Origin of the sequence: Bowmanella dokdonensis (assembly GCF_017254865.1) — a bacterium.
GTDB classification, from domain to species: domain Bacteria; phylum Pseudomonadota; class Gammaproteobacteria; order Enterobacterales; family Alteromonadaceae; genus Bowmanella; species Bowmanella dokdonensis.
The window spans coordinates 41,886-55,452 of the sequence record NZ_JAFKCV010000020.1 but is presented as its reverse complement, the minus strand read 5'-3'; the positions used below and the strand labels follow the sequence as shown (position 1 = coordinate 55,452).

13 protein-coding genes are annotated in these 13,567 nt (G+C 54.8%); 11 read left to right on the top strand and 2 right to left on the bottom strand.

What is annotated here, in order from left to right; all coding sequences use genetic code 11:
• Positions 1-237 precede the first annotated feature (237 nt).
• From J0A66_RS20350 to J0A66_RS20325, 6 genes are all read left to right on the top strand, one after another.
• Positions 238-1,728 (top strand): glutamate-cysteine ligase family protein, encoded by a 1,491-nt coding sequence (locus J0A66_RS20350; RefSeq protein ID WP_206575706.1) that lies wholly within the window; start codon positions 238-240, stop codon positions 1,726-1,728.
• Complete coding sequence (locus tag J0A66_RS20345) at positions 1,729-2,739, top strand: M14 family metallopeptidase (protein WP_206575705.1); 1,011 nt, start codon at positions 1,729-1,731, stop codon at positions 2,737-2,739.
• A gap of 18 nt (positions 2,740-2,757) precedes the next feature.
• A complete protein-coding gene (locus tag J0A66_RS20340) occupies positions 2,758-3,141 on the top strand; it encodes an MmcQ/YjbR family DNA-binding protein (protein ID WP_206575704.1) in 384 nt (127 codons plus the stop codon).
• A 294-nt stretch (positions 3,142-3,435) separates the two neighbouring features.
• The gene (pnp, locus tag J0A66_RS20335; RefSeq protein WP_206575703.1) at positions 3,436-5,562 is read left to right on the top strand and encodes a polyribonucleotide nucleotidyltransferase; all 2,127 of its coding nucleotides are present in this window, start codon (positions 3,436-3,438) and stop codon (positions 5,560-5,562) included.
• A 224-nt stretch (positions 5,563-5,786) separates the two neighbouring features.
• On the top strand, positions 5,787-6,686 hold the full coding sequence (nlpI, locus tag J0A66_RS20330) for a lipoprotein NlpI (RefSeq protein WP_206575702.1): 900 nt from the start codon (positions 5,787-5,789) through the stop codon (positions 6,684-6,686).
• Positions 6,687-6,695: 9 nt separating this feature from the next.
• Positions 6,696-8,216 (top strand): tetratricopeptide repeat protein, encoded by a 1,521-nt coding sequence (locus tag J0A66_RS20325; RefSeq protein ID WP_206575701.1) that lies wholly within the window; start codon positions 6,696-6,698, stop codon positions 8,214-8,216.
• 15 nt (positions 8,217-8,231) lie between these two features.
• On the opposite strand, the gene J0A66_RS20320 is transcribed toward J0A66_RS20325, so the two are convergent.
• Entirely contained in the window at positions 8,232-8,762 is a 531-nt protein-coding gene (locus tag J0A66_RS20320) for a DUF5655 domain-containing protein (protein WP_206575700.1), read from the bottom strand.
• A gap of 97 nt (positions 8,763-8,859) precedes the next feature.
• Here J0A66_RS20320 and J0A66_RS20315 point away from each other — a divergent pair, with 97 nt between their 5' ends.
• The gene (locus J0A66_RS20315; protein WP_206575699.1) at positions 8,860-10,116 is read left to right on the top strand and encodes a glycosyltransferase; all 1,257 of its coding nucleotides are present in this window, start codon (positions 8,860-8,862) and stop codon (positions 10,114-10,116) included.
• Here J0A66_RS20315 and J0A66_RS20310 read toward each other — a convergent pair.
• Positions 10,102-10,608, bottom strand: coding sequence for a SprT family zinc-dependent metalloprotease (locus tag J0A66_RS20310; protein ID WP_206575698.1), 507 nt, complete (start codon positions 10,606-10,608; stop codon positions 10,102-10,104). The genes J0A66_RS20315 and J0A66_RS20310 overlap by 15 nt on opposite strands.
• A 94-nt stretch (positions 10,609-10,702) precedes the next feature.
• On the opposite strand from J0A66_RS20310, the gene J0A66_RS20305 reads away from it, so the two are divergent.
• The 4 genes from J0A66_RS20305 to J0A66_RS20290 all read left to right on the top strand — a co-directional run bounded on the left by J0A66_RS20305 (position 10,703) and on the right by J0A66_RS20290 (position 13,567).
• The gene (locus J0A66_RS20305; protein WP_206575697.1) at positions 10,703-11,086 is read left to right on the top strand and encodes a VOC family protein; all 384 of its coding nucleotides are present in this window, start codon (positions 10,703-10,705) and stop codon (positions 11,084-11,086) included.
• 3 nt (positions 11,087-11,089) lie between these two features.
• On the top strand, positions 11,090-11,434 hold the full coding sequence (locus J0A66_RS20300) for a YciI family protein (protein ID WP_206575696.1): 345 nt from the start codon (positions 11,090-11,092) through the stop codon (positions 11,432-11,434).
• A gap of 29 nt (positions 11,435-11,463) precedes the next feature.
• Positions 11,464-12,729, top strand: a complete 1,266-nt coding sequence (locus J0A66_RS20295; protein ID WP_206575695.1) for an RNA polymerase sigma factor — start codon at positions 11,464-11,466, stop codon at positions 12,727-12,729.
• A gap of 79 nt (positions 12,730-12,808) precedes the next feature.
• Positions 12,809-13,567: a substrate-binding periplasmic protein gene (locus tag J0A66_RS20290; RefSeq protein WP_206575694.1), complete on the top strand. Its 759-nt coding sequence runs from the start codon at positions 12,809-12,811 to the stop codon at positions 13,565-13,567.

The window sequence follows — 13,567 nt, the reverse complement described above, 5'->3', positions numbered from 1 at the left end:
TCGTTCGATTTCTAGTTCAGTTATGCCTAAAATGGCACCTGCGTGGGACATCGGCTTATCTCCATTAAATGATCTTCGCAAAATCAGTTTAATGAATGCTGATGTCCCCCGTTAATGATGAAGAGCCGCAGACCAAACCCGGCTTAGGCCGGGTTTTGTTTTTTGCCCTGTCATTGTCCCTGCCGCACTTCCTAATCTATTGTTAACTCTGAAGTTATCAACATTCAGAGAGGGACTATGGGCAATCCCATCGAAGACGGTTCTTTTTCCCAGTCAGACTTTTCCGCGTTCTCCTCCCGGCTGGAGGCCCAGCTCGGTGTGCTCAAAAAGCTGATCCGTCAACAGGGATTTGGCCAGGATCCGCTGAAAATAGGCGCTGAGCTGGAAATGTATCTGGTAGACAATGAAGCCCGGGTGGCGCCTTGCAACCTGGAACTGTTGGAAGCTGCGGACGACAAGCAGTTTCAGGCCGAGTTGAACCGTTACAATATGGAACTCAATCTGTCCGTATTTGAGTTACAGGGAAGGCCTTTCAGCCTGATGCGCCAGGAGATCCTGGACAAGACCGGCTATCTGGAGCGCATCGCGGCAGAAATCGATACCAATATTGTCGCCATAGGTATATTGCCGACTCTGCGACAGCATCACCTGAAAAAAGAATTCATGACCCCGCTGCCGAGATATCAGGCCCTTGCCCGGCGTTTGTATGAACAGCGGGGGGAGGCATTCCAGCTCAATATCAACGGTGAGGAGCCGGTGTCGGTAACCTGTGACGATGTGACAGCCGAGGGTGCCAACACCTCGTTCCAGGTGCATATGATGATGGCACATGACAAGTTTGCCAGTACCTTTAATGCAGCTCAGTTGACTCAGCCTTTTGTAACGGCGGTGTCAGCCAATTCCCCCATCCTGTTGGGCAGGCTGAGCTGGGATGAGACCCGGGTGGCCTTATTCAAACAGGCCCTGGACGTGCGCCTGCCTGACGACAAAGCCAGATGGCGGCGGCCCAGTCGGGTTGGCTTTGGCTATGGCTGGGTACGACGGGACAGCTGGGAGCTGTTTGCCGAAGCGGTGGCGCTGAACCCGCCGCTGTTGCCTGTTTTAAGCCGGGAATCATCGTCTGAAGCAAGGGGAATGAACCGCCTGCCGGCTTTGGATGAACTGGCCGTGCATATGGGCACTATCTGGCCCTGGAACCGACCAGTTTACAGTGCCCAGGGCAGCGGGCATGTCAGGATGGAAATGCGGGCTATCCCCGCCGGGCCCACTTCCCTGGATATGGTGGCCAACGCGGCTTTTGCTATCGGCCTGGCGGCAGGCTTTGCCGCTGACATGGAAGATATGATGGCGGCTTTGCCGTTCCGGCATGCGGAGTACAATTTCTACCGGGCTGCCCAGCAGGGTATGGACGCCAGCATTGTCTGGCCCAGACCCCATACCCATCAGCTTGTTGAAGTGCCAATCCGGGATTTGTTTGAACCCATACTGGATACGGCACGACGAGGTCTGCAGGGGTTAGGGGTGGATGCTTCTGATATCAAGCAGTTTCTGGGGATTATTGCCGAGCGGATTGACAGCGGCGTGACCGGAGCCAGATGGCAGAGACAGACCCTCAAAACCCTGGAGGTCAGGTCAAACCGGGATGAAGCCTGCCAGCAGATGGTCAAACGATATGTCCACCATGCCAGAAGCTGCATCCCGGTCAGCCAGTGGCCGAGGATCGCCTGAATGCTGACCGGCATACTGGACAGGTTTGGCGCGGGGGAGTTGAAGCTGGGCGACAGCCCGCAGGCCTTTTTGCACGGCTTACGCGGACCCACTCTGATTGACGTAAAGGGCAGGGACCAGAGCCGTTGCCGGATGATCAGTACCCTGGTACATGGCAACGAACCTTCTGGCTTTATTGCTTTGCATCGCTGGTTGAGCGAAGGGCACCAGCCGGCGACCAATCTGTGTTTTATCCTGGCATCGGTGCAGGCAGCCAGAAAGACGCCGTTGTTTACCACCCGATACCTGGCCGAAGAGGAGGATTTGAACCGCTGTTTTGGCCAGCCGGGGCACGGGCCCGTTTACCAGCGTGGCCGGGCCATCATGCAGGCGATTCGTGAACTCAGGCCCGAGGTGCTGCTGGACTTGCACAATACCTCAGGAGAGGGGCCCGCCTTTGCTGTAAGCGTCAGGGACGGCGACTCGGAGCGTGCATTGGCCGGCTATTTCACCGACACCATGATACTGACCGGATTACGCATTGGCGCGCTGATGGAACAGGATTTTGGCTGCCCCAATGTAACCATCGAATGTGGCGGCGCCGGTCAGCGTCACTCTCACCAGACTGCCTATCTGGGCATTAAAAGCCTGTGTGATGCACAGGACTGGCGGCGACCGGCCGGGCTGTCCCCTGTCCAGGTGCTCCGTGCGCCCTTGCGGGTGGAGTTACGAAGAGGGTTTCGCCTGGAATATGCTGATACAGCCAGCGGAGCAGCCGATCTGTGCCTGAGACCTGATATCGAGTCACTTAACTCTGGCACAGCAGCCGCAGGGACGTTACTCGGCAGACTGGGGGAGGCGGGGCTGGAGATGCTGGCGGTCAGAAATGAGCGGGGCGAGGAGGTGTCACGCAATCTGTTTTCAGTTAAGGGAGACTGCCTGGTCAGCCGGGTGCCGCTGCGCATTTTTATGGCGACGCCACGGGTCGATATTGCCACCACCGATTGTCTGTTTTATGTTGTGGCTGTCTAACCAGCCTGGAATGCACAAATGGATTTTGCTTTAACCCGAAGTTACCTGCTTGCCAAACCCGAAGCCCGGGAGGATTTTCCCTTCGGACCTGAGGTGGCGGTAATGAAAATTCGCAACAAAATGTTCGCCACCCTGTCCGTGGAACAGGGTGAAGGCAGAATGAACCTCAAATGCGATCCACAGCAGGCCCTGATGCTAAGGGATATGTTTGACGCAGTCCTGCCTGGTTACCATATGAACAAGTTGCATTGGAATACCATCAGGCTGGATGGCTCCATTCCCGCAGGCGAAATCCAGCGGATGATTGACCATTCCTACGGACTGGTTGTCAAAGGCCTGCCCAGGGCTGAGCGCAACGCGCTGGTGGCAAAGTACGGTGAGGCGTTGCAGGTGAATAACTAAGTAAGAGGTCAGTGATCCTGACGGACAACCTGCCGCAAAGCCAGCCCGAAAAGAGACTGCTGCGTCCCTCAGCGGACGGGGGGATGTCACAGAATTTTCCCTGTTTTTAGACCACCTTAGCCGCTATACTATGCGCCGCGTTAAAAAGCGAAAGCAAATATCAATGTAAGAGCCTCTGGTGAATGACAGGGGCAGTAAAGGATGGATAAAAAGCCTGTTCCAAGCCAGTTTGGTGAAGCGGGTGCGTCCGATACTGTCTCCGACAGGCCAGCGGTTCCCTGAAAGGATAACAAAGTGACTCCGATTACTAAGACTTTTCAATATGGTCAGCACACTGTCACCTTAGAGACTGGTGTGATTGCTCGCCAAGCCACGGCTGCCGTTATGGCCAGCATGGATGACACGGCAGTTCTGGTAACTGTTGTTGGTAAAAAAGAAGCCAAGGCAGATCAGGATTTTTTCCCCCTGACAGTCAATTATCAGGAAAAGACTTACGCTGCCGGTAAAATCCCCGGCGGTTTTTTCAAGCGTGAAGGCCGTCCCTCTGAAAATGAGACCCTGACCGCTCGTCTGATCGACCGTCCTATCCGCCCTCTGTTTCCGGAAGGTTTCAAGAATGAAGTGCAGGTGGTCATCACTGTCATGTCCGCCAATCCGGATATTCCCACTGATATCATTTCCATGATCGGTACCTCTGCGGCCCTGGCCATTTCCGGGATCCCGTTCAATGGTCCAATCGGCGCCGCCCGGGTGGGTTACAAGGATGGTCAGTATATCCTCAACACCCGTGTCTCTGAGCAGGCTGACAGCGAACTGGATCTGGTGGTTGCCGGTACCCAGGGCGCCGTGCTGATGGTGGAATCCGAAGCTAAAGTCTTGTCAGAAGAAGTGATGCTGGGCGCTGTCGTATATGGCCACGATGAGCTGCAAACTGTTGTGACTGCGGTTAATGAATTTGCCGCCCAAGTGAATACACCCAAGTGGGACTGGCAGCCAGAAGCTGAAAACACAGCCCTCAAGGACAAGATCAAGGCACTGGCCGAAGCCGAAATGAGCCAGGCCTACCAGATTTCCGACAAGATGGCCCGTAAAGATGCCGTGACCGCGCTAACCGATAAGGTTGCTGCACAGATCCTCGAAGAGAATCCGGAGCAGGATGCCAAGGAAGTGAAAGAGCTTCTGCATGAGCTGGAAAGTGAAGTGGTTCGTTCGCGTATTCTCAATGGCGAGCCACGCATCGATGGCCGTGATCCTCAGATGATCCGTGCCCTCGACGTAGCGACCGGTATCCTGCCGCGTACGCACGGTTCTGCCCTTTTCACCCGTGGTGAGACCCAGGCCATCGTTGCTGCCACCCTGGGAACAGAGCGTGATGCGCAGATGATTGACGAGCTGGGTGGCCGCACTGACAGCCGCTTTATGCTGCACTACAACTTCCCTCCTTATTGTGTGGGCGAGACCGGCATGATGGGATCACCCAAGCGCCGTGAAATAGGTCACGGTCGTCTGGCCAAGCGTGGTATCCAGGCTGTTATGCCTTCTGAGGAAGAATTCCCCTATGTGGTACGGGTGGTGTCTGAAATCACTGAGTCCAACGGTTCATCTTCCATGGCCTCTGTCTGTGGTACCTCTTTGGCGCTGATGGACGCGGGTGTGCCAATTAAGGCTTCCGTGGCCGGTATTGCCATGGGCCTGGTCAAGAGCGACGACAAGTTCGTCGTATTGTCAGACATTCTGGGTGATGAAGATCACCTGGGTGACATGGACTTTAAAGTGGCCGGCACCAGCGCCGGTGTCACCGCCTTGCAGATGGATATCAAGATCGAAGGTATCACCAAGGAAATCATGCAGATTGCACTGAAACAGGCCAAAGAAGCCCGTCTGCATATCCTGGGTGTCATGGATCAGGCTATCAGCGGCCACCGTGAAGAGATGTCCGAGTTCGCGCCGCGCATTTACACCATCAAGATCGATCAGGACAAGATCCGTGAAGTGATCGGTAAAGGCGGTGCGGTGATTCGTACCATCACCGAAAAGTCCGATACCAACATCGAGATCGAAGACGACGGCACCATCAAGATCTTTGCTACCGAACGCGCCAAGGCCCAGATCGCCATCGATATGATCGAAGGCATCACGGCCGATGTGGAAGTGGGCAAAACCTATCACGGTAAAGTGACCCGTTGCGTAGACTTTGGCGCTTTTGTTGAAGTCCTGCCCGGCAAGGAAGGTCTGGTGCATATTTCCCAGATTGCTCACGAGCGTGTGGCCAAGGTGACTGACTACCTCAAGGAAGGTCAGATGGTTGATGTGAAGGTGATGGAAATCGACCGTCAGAACCGCATCCGTCTCAGCATCAAAGAACTGTTGGAAAAACCTGCTGCGTCTGCTGAAGACAGAGCCGACGAGTCCCAGGACTAAGCTTTTTGCTCTGAGCGCAGTTAGAGAGAAATGGCATCTTCGGATGCCATTTTGTTTTTTTGGTACAGATTTCCGGGCCTGACGTCTTTTGACGACATTGTTTTCCGGCGTTGCCAGATAGATAATTTGCAACAGTAAAGTCCTTTATGCTTGGCGGAATTACCGGTATAAGGGCATGGAAAAGGATGTTCCCTTCACTTAAAGGACAGCAACAAGATTGGTTTATGAATATTTTTAAAACGCTTTTTGTTTCGGTGCTGGCCTTGTCCAGTGTGGCTTGCAGTTCCATGGGCCAGTATTCAGCCGGCAATGGTCAGATGGGCAACCTGATCCTGGTTGAACCCATGCCGGCTAATATGCGCAGCCAGATGGCGCTGGCCAGATACAATCAAATCCTCGGCCAGGTGGAATTGGACGACAGCCAGCGTGCCGATTTGTTGTATCAGCGTGGCATGCTGTATGACAGCGTCGGCCTGCCCGGACTGGCACAGTTTGATTTTTCCATGGCCCTCAAGCTCAAGCCGAACATGGCGGAAGCTTATAATTTCATTGGCATCCATCATACCCAGAACATGGAGTTTATCCTTGCCTATGAAGCCTTCGACGCCACCCTCGATATCGACCCGGGCCATGACTATGCCTTCCTAAACCGGGGGATAGCCCTGTATTACGGCGGTCGTCCGGAACTGGCAGTGGAGGATCTGAATCAGTTCTATCACAAGGATGAAAGTGACCCGTACCGCGCCCTCTGGACTTATATCGCAGAGTCAGAAGTGGACGCCAAACAAGCCAAAGCCAATCTGAAACAAAGCCGTGCCTCACTGAGCGCCAGCAACTGGGCGACCCAACTTGTGGATCTGTTTCTGGGCACCATCAATGAAGGTCAATTGTTATCCAACCTGTTGGTGAATATTAAAAATCAACAGGAACTGGCCAATCGTCTGTGCGAAGCCTATTTTTACCTTGGCAAGTTCCACGCGGCAAAAGGTCAGAAGGCCGTGGCGTCAAACTATTTCAAGCTGGCCCTGAGCACCAACGTCTACGAGTTTGTCGAACATCGCTATGCCAGACTGGAGTTGGATCTGCTGCGGGAAAAAGCCCGCGCCAGAATGAAGACCCAGTGAGGTAGCCCTGTGCTGAAAATATTGCGTCTGTTGCTGGTCTCCGTGGCGGGGGCTTCTATCCTGTTCGCCAGCCAGCAGCACTATCTGCCCCTGTTACTGGCCCAGGGACAGGACGATCCTGTTGAGTTATACCGGGCCATTGGACTGGGCTCCGATGAAGCCCTCGATCGATTGAGCCAGGTGGCACAGCAAAGGCAGGATCCCTATTGGTTGCAACAGGCAGCCCGGCAGGGGGATGCCCAGTCTTACTATCAACTGGCCCTCAAAGAAACCGATGAAGTCCGCTATCAACGACTGATGGGCAAAGCCGCATCGGCAGGCCATGCTGCCGCCCAGCATGAAGTGGCCCTGTTGACGGACTCCCCGGTCCACCGTGAAGAGTGGCTGCGGCTGTCGGCCGAGCAGGACTATTTGCCCGCCATCATTTCCCTCTATCAATGGCTGATCGTCAACGAGCAGCTTGACGAGGCCCTGCCATGGCTGCAAAAGGCCGCACCTGAAGACCCACAAAGTGCTCTGTTGTTGGCTAAGCGGCGCTGGCGGGATGAACAGTTTGACGAGGCTCGGGACTGGTTCAGGCGGGCTCAGGCCATGGGCAGTCAGCCGGCCGCTGACTACCTGCAACTAATCAGTCGCTACTGGCCGGGTAAGAAGGCGGTGAGCGTGGGGCCGCATCTGGTCGATTTGAACAAGGAACAATGTGTTATCCGGCTGCAACCCGTCGTATTGTCCCTGGACAACATGCAGCAGTTAACGCAACTGGCCGAGCAGTTTGCCCGCGATAAGCGTCTGGCCCAGTTGCCCATCTGTCTGCTCGAACCGGTTTGGGTTAAGGCCACTGCGCTGCAATGTGAGGAGGACTGGCAGGGGGGGCGCAGACTAGGCTGTGATGCCGGCGATCTCACCAGGTTGCCCCTGGCCGAAGATTTTACCCATTTGCTGATCCTGGCCGAACGGGGCAAGGCCAATGTTCACAACGGTATTATGTATTTGGATCTGGGCGATTCTTACTCGGTGTTCGTCCATGAACTGGCCCATTTTGCCGGCTTTGTGGATGAGTATCCCCTGTCAAGTTCAATGGCCGAGAATATCTGCCATCCCGCCAGCTCGGCGCCAAATCTGGTGATGGTTATGGACAGCGAAGAATTGCCTCAGAAGCTCTCTACCTGGCGTGACTCCGGGCAGGAGTGGACCCTGGCCAAAGCCAGAACCTGCAACAATCATCCTATGCAGGCATACAAGGCAAGCAGCAAGCTGACCTTTATGGAATACCATGACCAGGAAATGATCCCGCCCCTGTACCTGGCCTTGTGGAAGCAAAGACTGGAAGCACGCATCGGGTTGCTGCCGGCTTATATTAATATTGCCCAGGCGCTGGAAAGCCGGGGTAATTATCAGGAAGCCCAGTACTGGTGGCAGCGCACCCGTGAGTATCTTGCCCCGATCCTTCCTGCCCATAATGGTCAGGAAGCCTTATCGGTGGGTGACTCCCTGACCGGGGAAACAGAGACGGAATTGCCAACCCTCTGATTGGTCGCTTTTCTGTCAACCCGCTTCCTGGTAAGCGGCGTTGAGCCAGTCCAGTAGTTGATCATCGATTTGGCTGATGTCAGTCAACTGGACCCGGTGTGTGCACATGCTGCCGAAGGGACCGGATGTTTCAAGCCGCCCTCCATGAGGGCGGTTATTAAACTTCAATCCCAAATCAATGCGGGATCGGGTGGAAGGTTGCACCAGGGCAAACTGGCGCTTGCGCCTGAAGCTCACCGCCGCTTTCTTGGGCGCAACCTCAATATCGTTCCCAAGCGTAAGGATTGCATCGTGCAATTTCTGGTAAATAGCTCTAAGGTCCTCTTTACCCTGATACTGGCCGGCCAGCAGATCTTCGTCGCTGTGCGAAGCCGCATCTGCTTCGCGAAACTTGAGTGAAATAAGATTGGCATAACCATGTGTCAGACCATGCTCTGTTTTCAGATAAGCGAGGATTTCTCCATGCCTGGCCAATCCTTTGGGTGCCAGCAGGGCTTTCCATTCCTGCAGATCTTTTCCGGTCTTCTCTTTCAGATTCTGTTCCATGCTGTTCTCCGCGTAAGTTACTGACAAAAATAGGCTTAATGCCGCTGTTTGCGCAATGATAATATGGATTAATTCGTTAGTTGGCGGGGTAAAGACTATGAAAGACAAACAGGCCCTTTTTATCGGCTATGTGTGGCCGGAGCCCAATTCCTCTGCGGCCGGTACTCGCATGCTGCAGTTGCTGCAATTATTCCAGCGGGCCGGCTGGAACGTGGTCTATGGGTCGCCTGCCCAAAGCAGCCAGCATGCCATCGACCTGTCAGCCATCGGCGTGGAAGCCGTTCCCCTGACCCTCAACTGCAGTTCCTTCGATGATTATATCCGCCATCTTGCCCCCGACCTGGTGATGTTCGACCGCTTTATGATGGAAGAGCAGTTCGGTTGGCGGGTAGAGAGCTGCTGCCCCAATGCGGTGAGGATTCTGGATACTGAGGATATCCACAGCCTGCGCCACGCCCGTCATCTGGCTTTCAGGGAGGGCAAACCGCTGGCAAGGGAACATATTTGCAATGAACTGGCCAAGCGTGAAATTGCCGCCATTCTGCGTTGTGATCTGAGTCTGGTCATTTCAGAATTTGAACTGGGGTGGTTGACCCAACAATTTCAGGTACCCGGGCAACTGCTTCATTACAGTCCGTTTATGCTGGATGAGGACAATGAGGTGGCCAGCAACGACTTTGCCGCACGGAGACATTTTATCAGCATCGGCAATTTCCGCCATGCCCCCAACTGGGATGCGGTGCGCTATCTCAAAGAGCTTTGGCCGGCCATTCGTCGTCAGTTGCCGGATGCCGAGCTGCATATCTACGGGGCCTATCCTTCACCCAAAGTGGAGCAACTGCATAATCCGGCACAGGGTTTTTTGGTGAAAGGCTGGGTGGATGACGCCCGGGGGGTAATAGCAAAGGCCAGGGTAATGCTGGCGCCGCTTCGCTTCGGTGCGGGCCTCAAGGGCAAGCTGGTGGATGCCGCCGCTTGCGGTACACCGGCCGTAACCAGTTCCATCGGGGCAGAAGGCTTATACGGGAGTTTGCCTTCCGGTCTGCTGATCAGTGATGATCCTGACGAATTTGTGCAACTGGCCATCAGCCTGTACCAGGAAGAAATCCTATGGCAATCCCTGAGCGATAACAGCCGTGAGCTGATTCCCAGGCGCTTCAGCCTGGCCGGGCACGGTCAGCCGTTACTCAACCGCATTGAGCAACTGTGCAGTCAACTGGAACAGGAACGGCAGGAGAATTTCTACGGCGCCATGCTGCGGCACCATACCCTGAAATCTACCCAGTATATGGCTCAGTGGATCGAAGCCAAAAACCGCCTTCAATCTGCCGGCGATAGCTCAGGCTGCTTGTAAGCTTTGCCGGCAATGCCTGCAGATGTATGTGACCCCTTGCTGAACCCGGTTGTGGCGACGTACTGACAACTTTACCGGCCCGCAGCGGCACTGATAGTTGAATTGCCGTCCCTGCACCTTGCTGACATCCATGCGATGGCAGGCGGAACCTTTGAGACCGAACACTTCCCACATTAGTTGTTTCCACTGGGCACCGTGGGGACGCACGGGCCGGGCTTTGGTGCCCCGGCCGTGAAGCTGCCAGACCAGCAGATGGCACAGCTCATGAGGGATCACTTCTTCCAGGAATTCATGCAGATTGTCCCTGAGCAAAACGGGGTTCAGTCTGATTTCGTTGGCCTGTAATCGGGCTGTGCCGGCAATTCGGCCCCGCTGGGTAAACGTCAGCAGAGGCCTTGGCGGAGTGAATTTTAGCTGCTCCTGGACAAGGGCAAGACAGTCATCGAGGCGCTGCTGCACCTGTTCAAGTTGGATAGGGGAAGGAAGCCGCATGGAAAATAATTCTGTGGTCTGTCTAAAATCGTAGTACTGGTTCGTCAGTGTATCAGTCGGGGGATTGTAACTCGACTATCACAGGAGAACACAGATGAATGCATTTGCAACACACGGTGCCTTTAGTTGGGCCGAACTGATGACGCAGGACCCAGAGTCGGCCCGGGGCTTTTATGGCGAGTTGTTTGGCTGGCAGTTCGACAGCATGGACATGCCCGACGGCCACTATCATGTGGCCAGAATCGGCGAGAACAAGATTGCCGGGGTCATGGCTATTCCCGCCCAGGCGGCGGGAACACCGCCACATTGGGGCAACTATGTGACGGTGGAGGATGTGGATGCCTTGCCGGCCAGGGTGGAGATGCTGGGCGGGACAATGCTGGTGCAGCCTACCGATATTCCCGGTGTCGGCAGGTTTATGCTGTTTCAGGACCCTCAGGGTGCTACTTTATCGGCCATTACCTATGCCCAAGGATAAAAGATGAAGTATCTGTTGATGATTTACACGGATGAGAAACTCGACGCTCAGCAGGACGAAGAGCGCCTGATGACCAGATATAACCAACTGATCAGTGAACTGGAAAAAGAAGGGGTGTACCTAAGCGGCGAGCGATTATCGCCGGTGGAAACAGCTACCACTGTGCAGATGCGCGACGGCAACAGGCTGGTCAGTGACGGCCCTTTCGCCGAAACCCGAGAACAACTGGGCGGTTTCTTTCTGGTGGACTGCCGGGATCTGGACCATGCCATGGAAGTGGCCGGGAGGATCCCCAGTGCCGAGATCGGCAGTATAGAAATTCGCCCCTTGTGGTTTCAGGAAGAGTAGGGCGTGCTCAGCTTTCAACACAGGTCAATATGAAAGTTAAGCAAGCCTTCTGTCTTTCCCCGGATAAACTGCTTGAGCATTTGTACCGACAGCAAACCGGTCAGATGTTGGCCTGGCTGACTGGATTGCTGCGGGATTTGAGCGTCGCCGAAGAAATCTGGCACGACAGCCTGGCCTTGGCGCTGAAAAGCTGGCCAAAAGACCTGCCCGACAATCCCGGGGGCTGGCTCAGGGTGACGGCCAGACATCTGGCTATCGATCGACTCAGGCACCAGCAAGTGAGCCTGGCCAAATCCCGTCTGATACAGGCCCTGGCAATTCAGGATGACCAGTCTGAGGCATTTGATGCTCATCCTTTTAATGATGAATTACTTAAACTGATTTTTACCTGCTGCCATCCGGCCATCGCCTATGAAAACCGGCTGGCATTAACCCTGTATGCGGTGTGCGGACTGACCACCCGACAGATAGCCAATGCACTGCTGCTTAGCACTTCCAGTCTGGAGCAGCGTCTGACCCGGGCCAAAAGCAAGCTTAAGTCCGCCGGCATAGGGTTTGTTATCCCACAGCAAAAGCAGCTACCTGAACGTCTTGATGCCGTGCTCAAAGTCATCTATCTGCTGTTTACCAGCGGCTATCAGCAAGAGTGGCATGAGGCTCAGGATGAGGTGGATCTGGCTGCCGAGGCGCTGCGTCTGGGCAACCTGGTGCTGGAGATGCTGCCGGAACAAACGGAATGTATGGGGCTGGTCTCACTGATGGAGTTCAACCTGGCCAGGCGCAACGCCAGAGCTGACAAACAGGGTAACCCTGTATTGCTGCAAGAGCAGGACCGGAGTCTCTGGGACAGGAATTTGATCGAGCAGGCCGACGCCAGGCTGGAACAGGCCCTGCGCATGAAAAAGCCCGGCAGTTACCAGTTACAGGCGGCCATTGCCGGCGTCCATTGTCTGGCCCAATCCGCAGAGCAGACGGATTGGTTGCAGATCAATGCGCTGTACAGCCTGTTGATGCAATATGACGGTAACCCGGTGATCGCTATCAATGCGGCCGTGGCTCTGGCCATGCTGGCCGGAGAGGAAAAGGGCCTGGCAAAACTCAATGCATTACAGAAGCACGATGAGATCGCCCACTATGCGTTACTGTATTCCGCCAAAGCCGAACTGTATCGCCGGGCGGGTGACCCGGAGCAGGCCAGAATCGAGTATGAGAAGGCGCTGGCGCGGACAGAAAATAGCCGTGAACAGAGTTTTTACCTTCAACGATTGGCAGGCTTGATTGGAAAGTTGCTGTAACCCGGCTAGGATATTGGCAGATGGCCGCTAATTGGAGTCGTGAGCCCTGACCATTCACCCTGTTTAACGGGAACTGCTTATGCCTGTACCTCGCGGCTCCATTCTGCTTGTTTTATCTTTTTCGCTGATTGGTGGCGCCTTGGCGCAAGACAAGCCAAGGCTGGAATGGTGTCTGGACCATTTTCCGCCACGCCACTACTACATTGAAGGGCAGCCACCACATGGTGCCATGGTGGACATGATGGAGGAACTGGCCCTGCGGGGTGGATTCGAACTGACTTACAGTATGCCTACCCCCTTTGAACGTTGCCTGAGCTTGTTGCAGGAAGGCAAAACAGACCTGATGACCGGTTTGCTTGATAGTCCGCAGCGACAGACCTATCTGTATCTTATCCCCTTCGATGAAGCCCGTAGCGAGCATTGGTTCGGCCATGTGAAGGCCTTGTCTGTGTCCTCTGCGGAAGCCAATCGCGTGGCGTTGGTCAGGCGTCGCCTCTACAGCGCCGGTATTCAACCGGCGTTGCTGCAGTCAGGTTATCAGATAGACTGGTATGAAGACGATGATCAGGCCCTGATGGCGTTATATCACCGTAAGGTGGAATACCTGATAGGACCTTTGCACTTGCTGCAAAGGACCATCGACAACCTGCCCAGATACCATGGTGTGCTGATCCCGATTCAACCGCCGCTGCCAGATGTTTCCCAAACCGCCCATCTGGGCCTGGCGAAGAAAAGCCCACATGCCAACCTGCACGCAAAGATCAGGGACATTATGGCGTTGATGGTGGAAGAGGGTAAAACACACTTCTATGCAGAAATGAAACCGCCGGAACAATGA

What these genes read in the sequence shown, in the direction of transcription:
- J0A66_RS20350 (WP_206575706.1), top strand. Translation starts at nt 238, where the DNA reads ATGGGCAATCCCATCGAAGACGGTTCTTTTTCCCAGTCAGACTTTTCC.
- J0A66_RS20345 (WP_206575705.1), top strand. Translation starts at nt 1,729, where the DNA reads ATGCTGACCGGCATACTGGACAGGTTTGGCGCGGGGGAGTTGAAGCTG.
- J0A66_RS20340 (WP_206575704.1), top strand. Translation starts at nt 2,758, where the DNA reads ATGGATTTTGCTTTAACCCGAAGTTACCTGCTTGCCAAACCCGAAGCC.
- nlpI (WP_206575702.1), top strand. Translation starts at nt 5,787, where the DNA reads ATGAATATTTTTAAAACGCTTTTTGTTTCGGTGCTGGCCTTGTCCAGT.
- J0A66_RS20320 (WP_206575700.1), bottom strand. Translation starts at nt 8,762, where the DNA reads ATGGAACAGAATCTGAAAGAGAAGACCGGAAAAGATCTGCAGGAATGG.
- J0A66_RS20315 (WP_206575699.1), top strand. Translation starts at nt 8,860, where the DNA reads ATGAAAGACAAACAGGCCCTTTTTATCGGCTATGTGTGGCCGGAGCCC.
- J0A66_RS20310 (WP_206575698.1), bottom strand. Translation starts at nt 10,608, where the DNA reads ATGCGGCTTCCTTCCCCTATCCAACTTGAACAGGTGCAGCAGCGCCTC.
- J0A66_RS20305 (WP_206575697.1), top strand. Translation starts at nt 10,703, where the DNA reads ATGAATGCATTTGCAACACACGGTGCCTTTAGTTGGGCCGAACTGATG.
- J0A66_RS20300 (WP_206575696.1), top strand. Translation starts at nt 11,090, where the DNA reads ATGAAGTATCTGTTGATGATTTACACGGATGAGAAACTCGACGCTCAG.
- J0A66_RS20295 (WP_206575695.1), top strand. Translation starts at nt 11,464, where the DNA reads ATGAAAGTTAAGCAAGCCTTCTGTCTTTCCCCGGATAAACTGCTTGAG.
- J0A66_RS20290 (WP_206575694.1), top strand. Translation starts at nt 12,809, where the DNA reads ATGCCTGTACCTCGCGGCTCCATTCTGCTTGTTTTATCTTTTTCGCTG.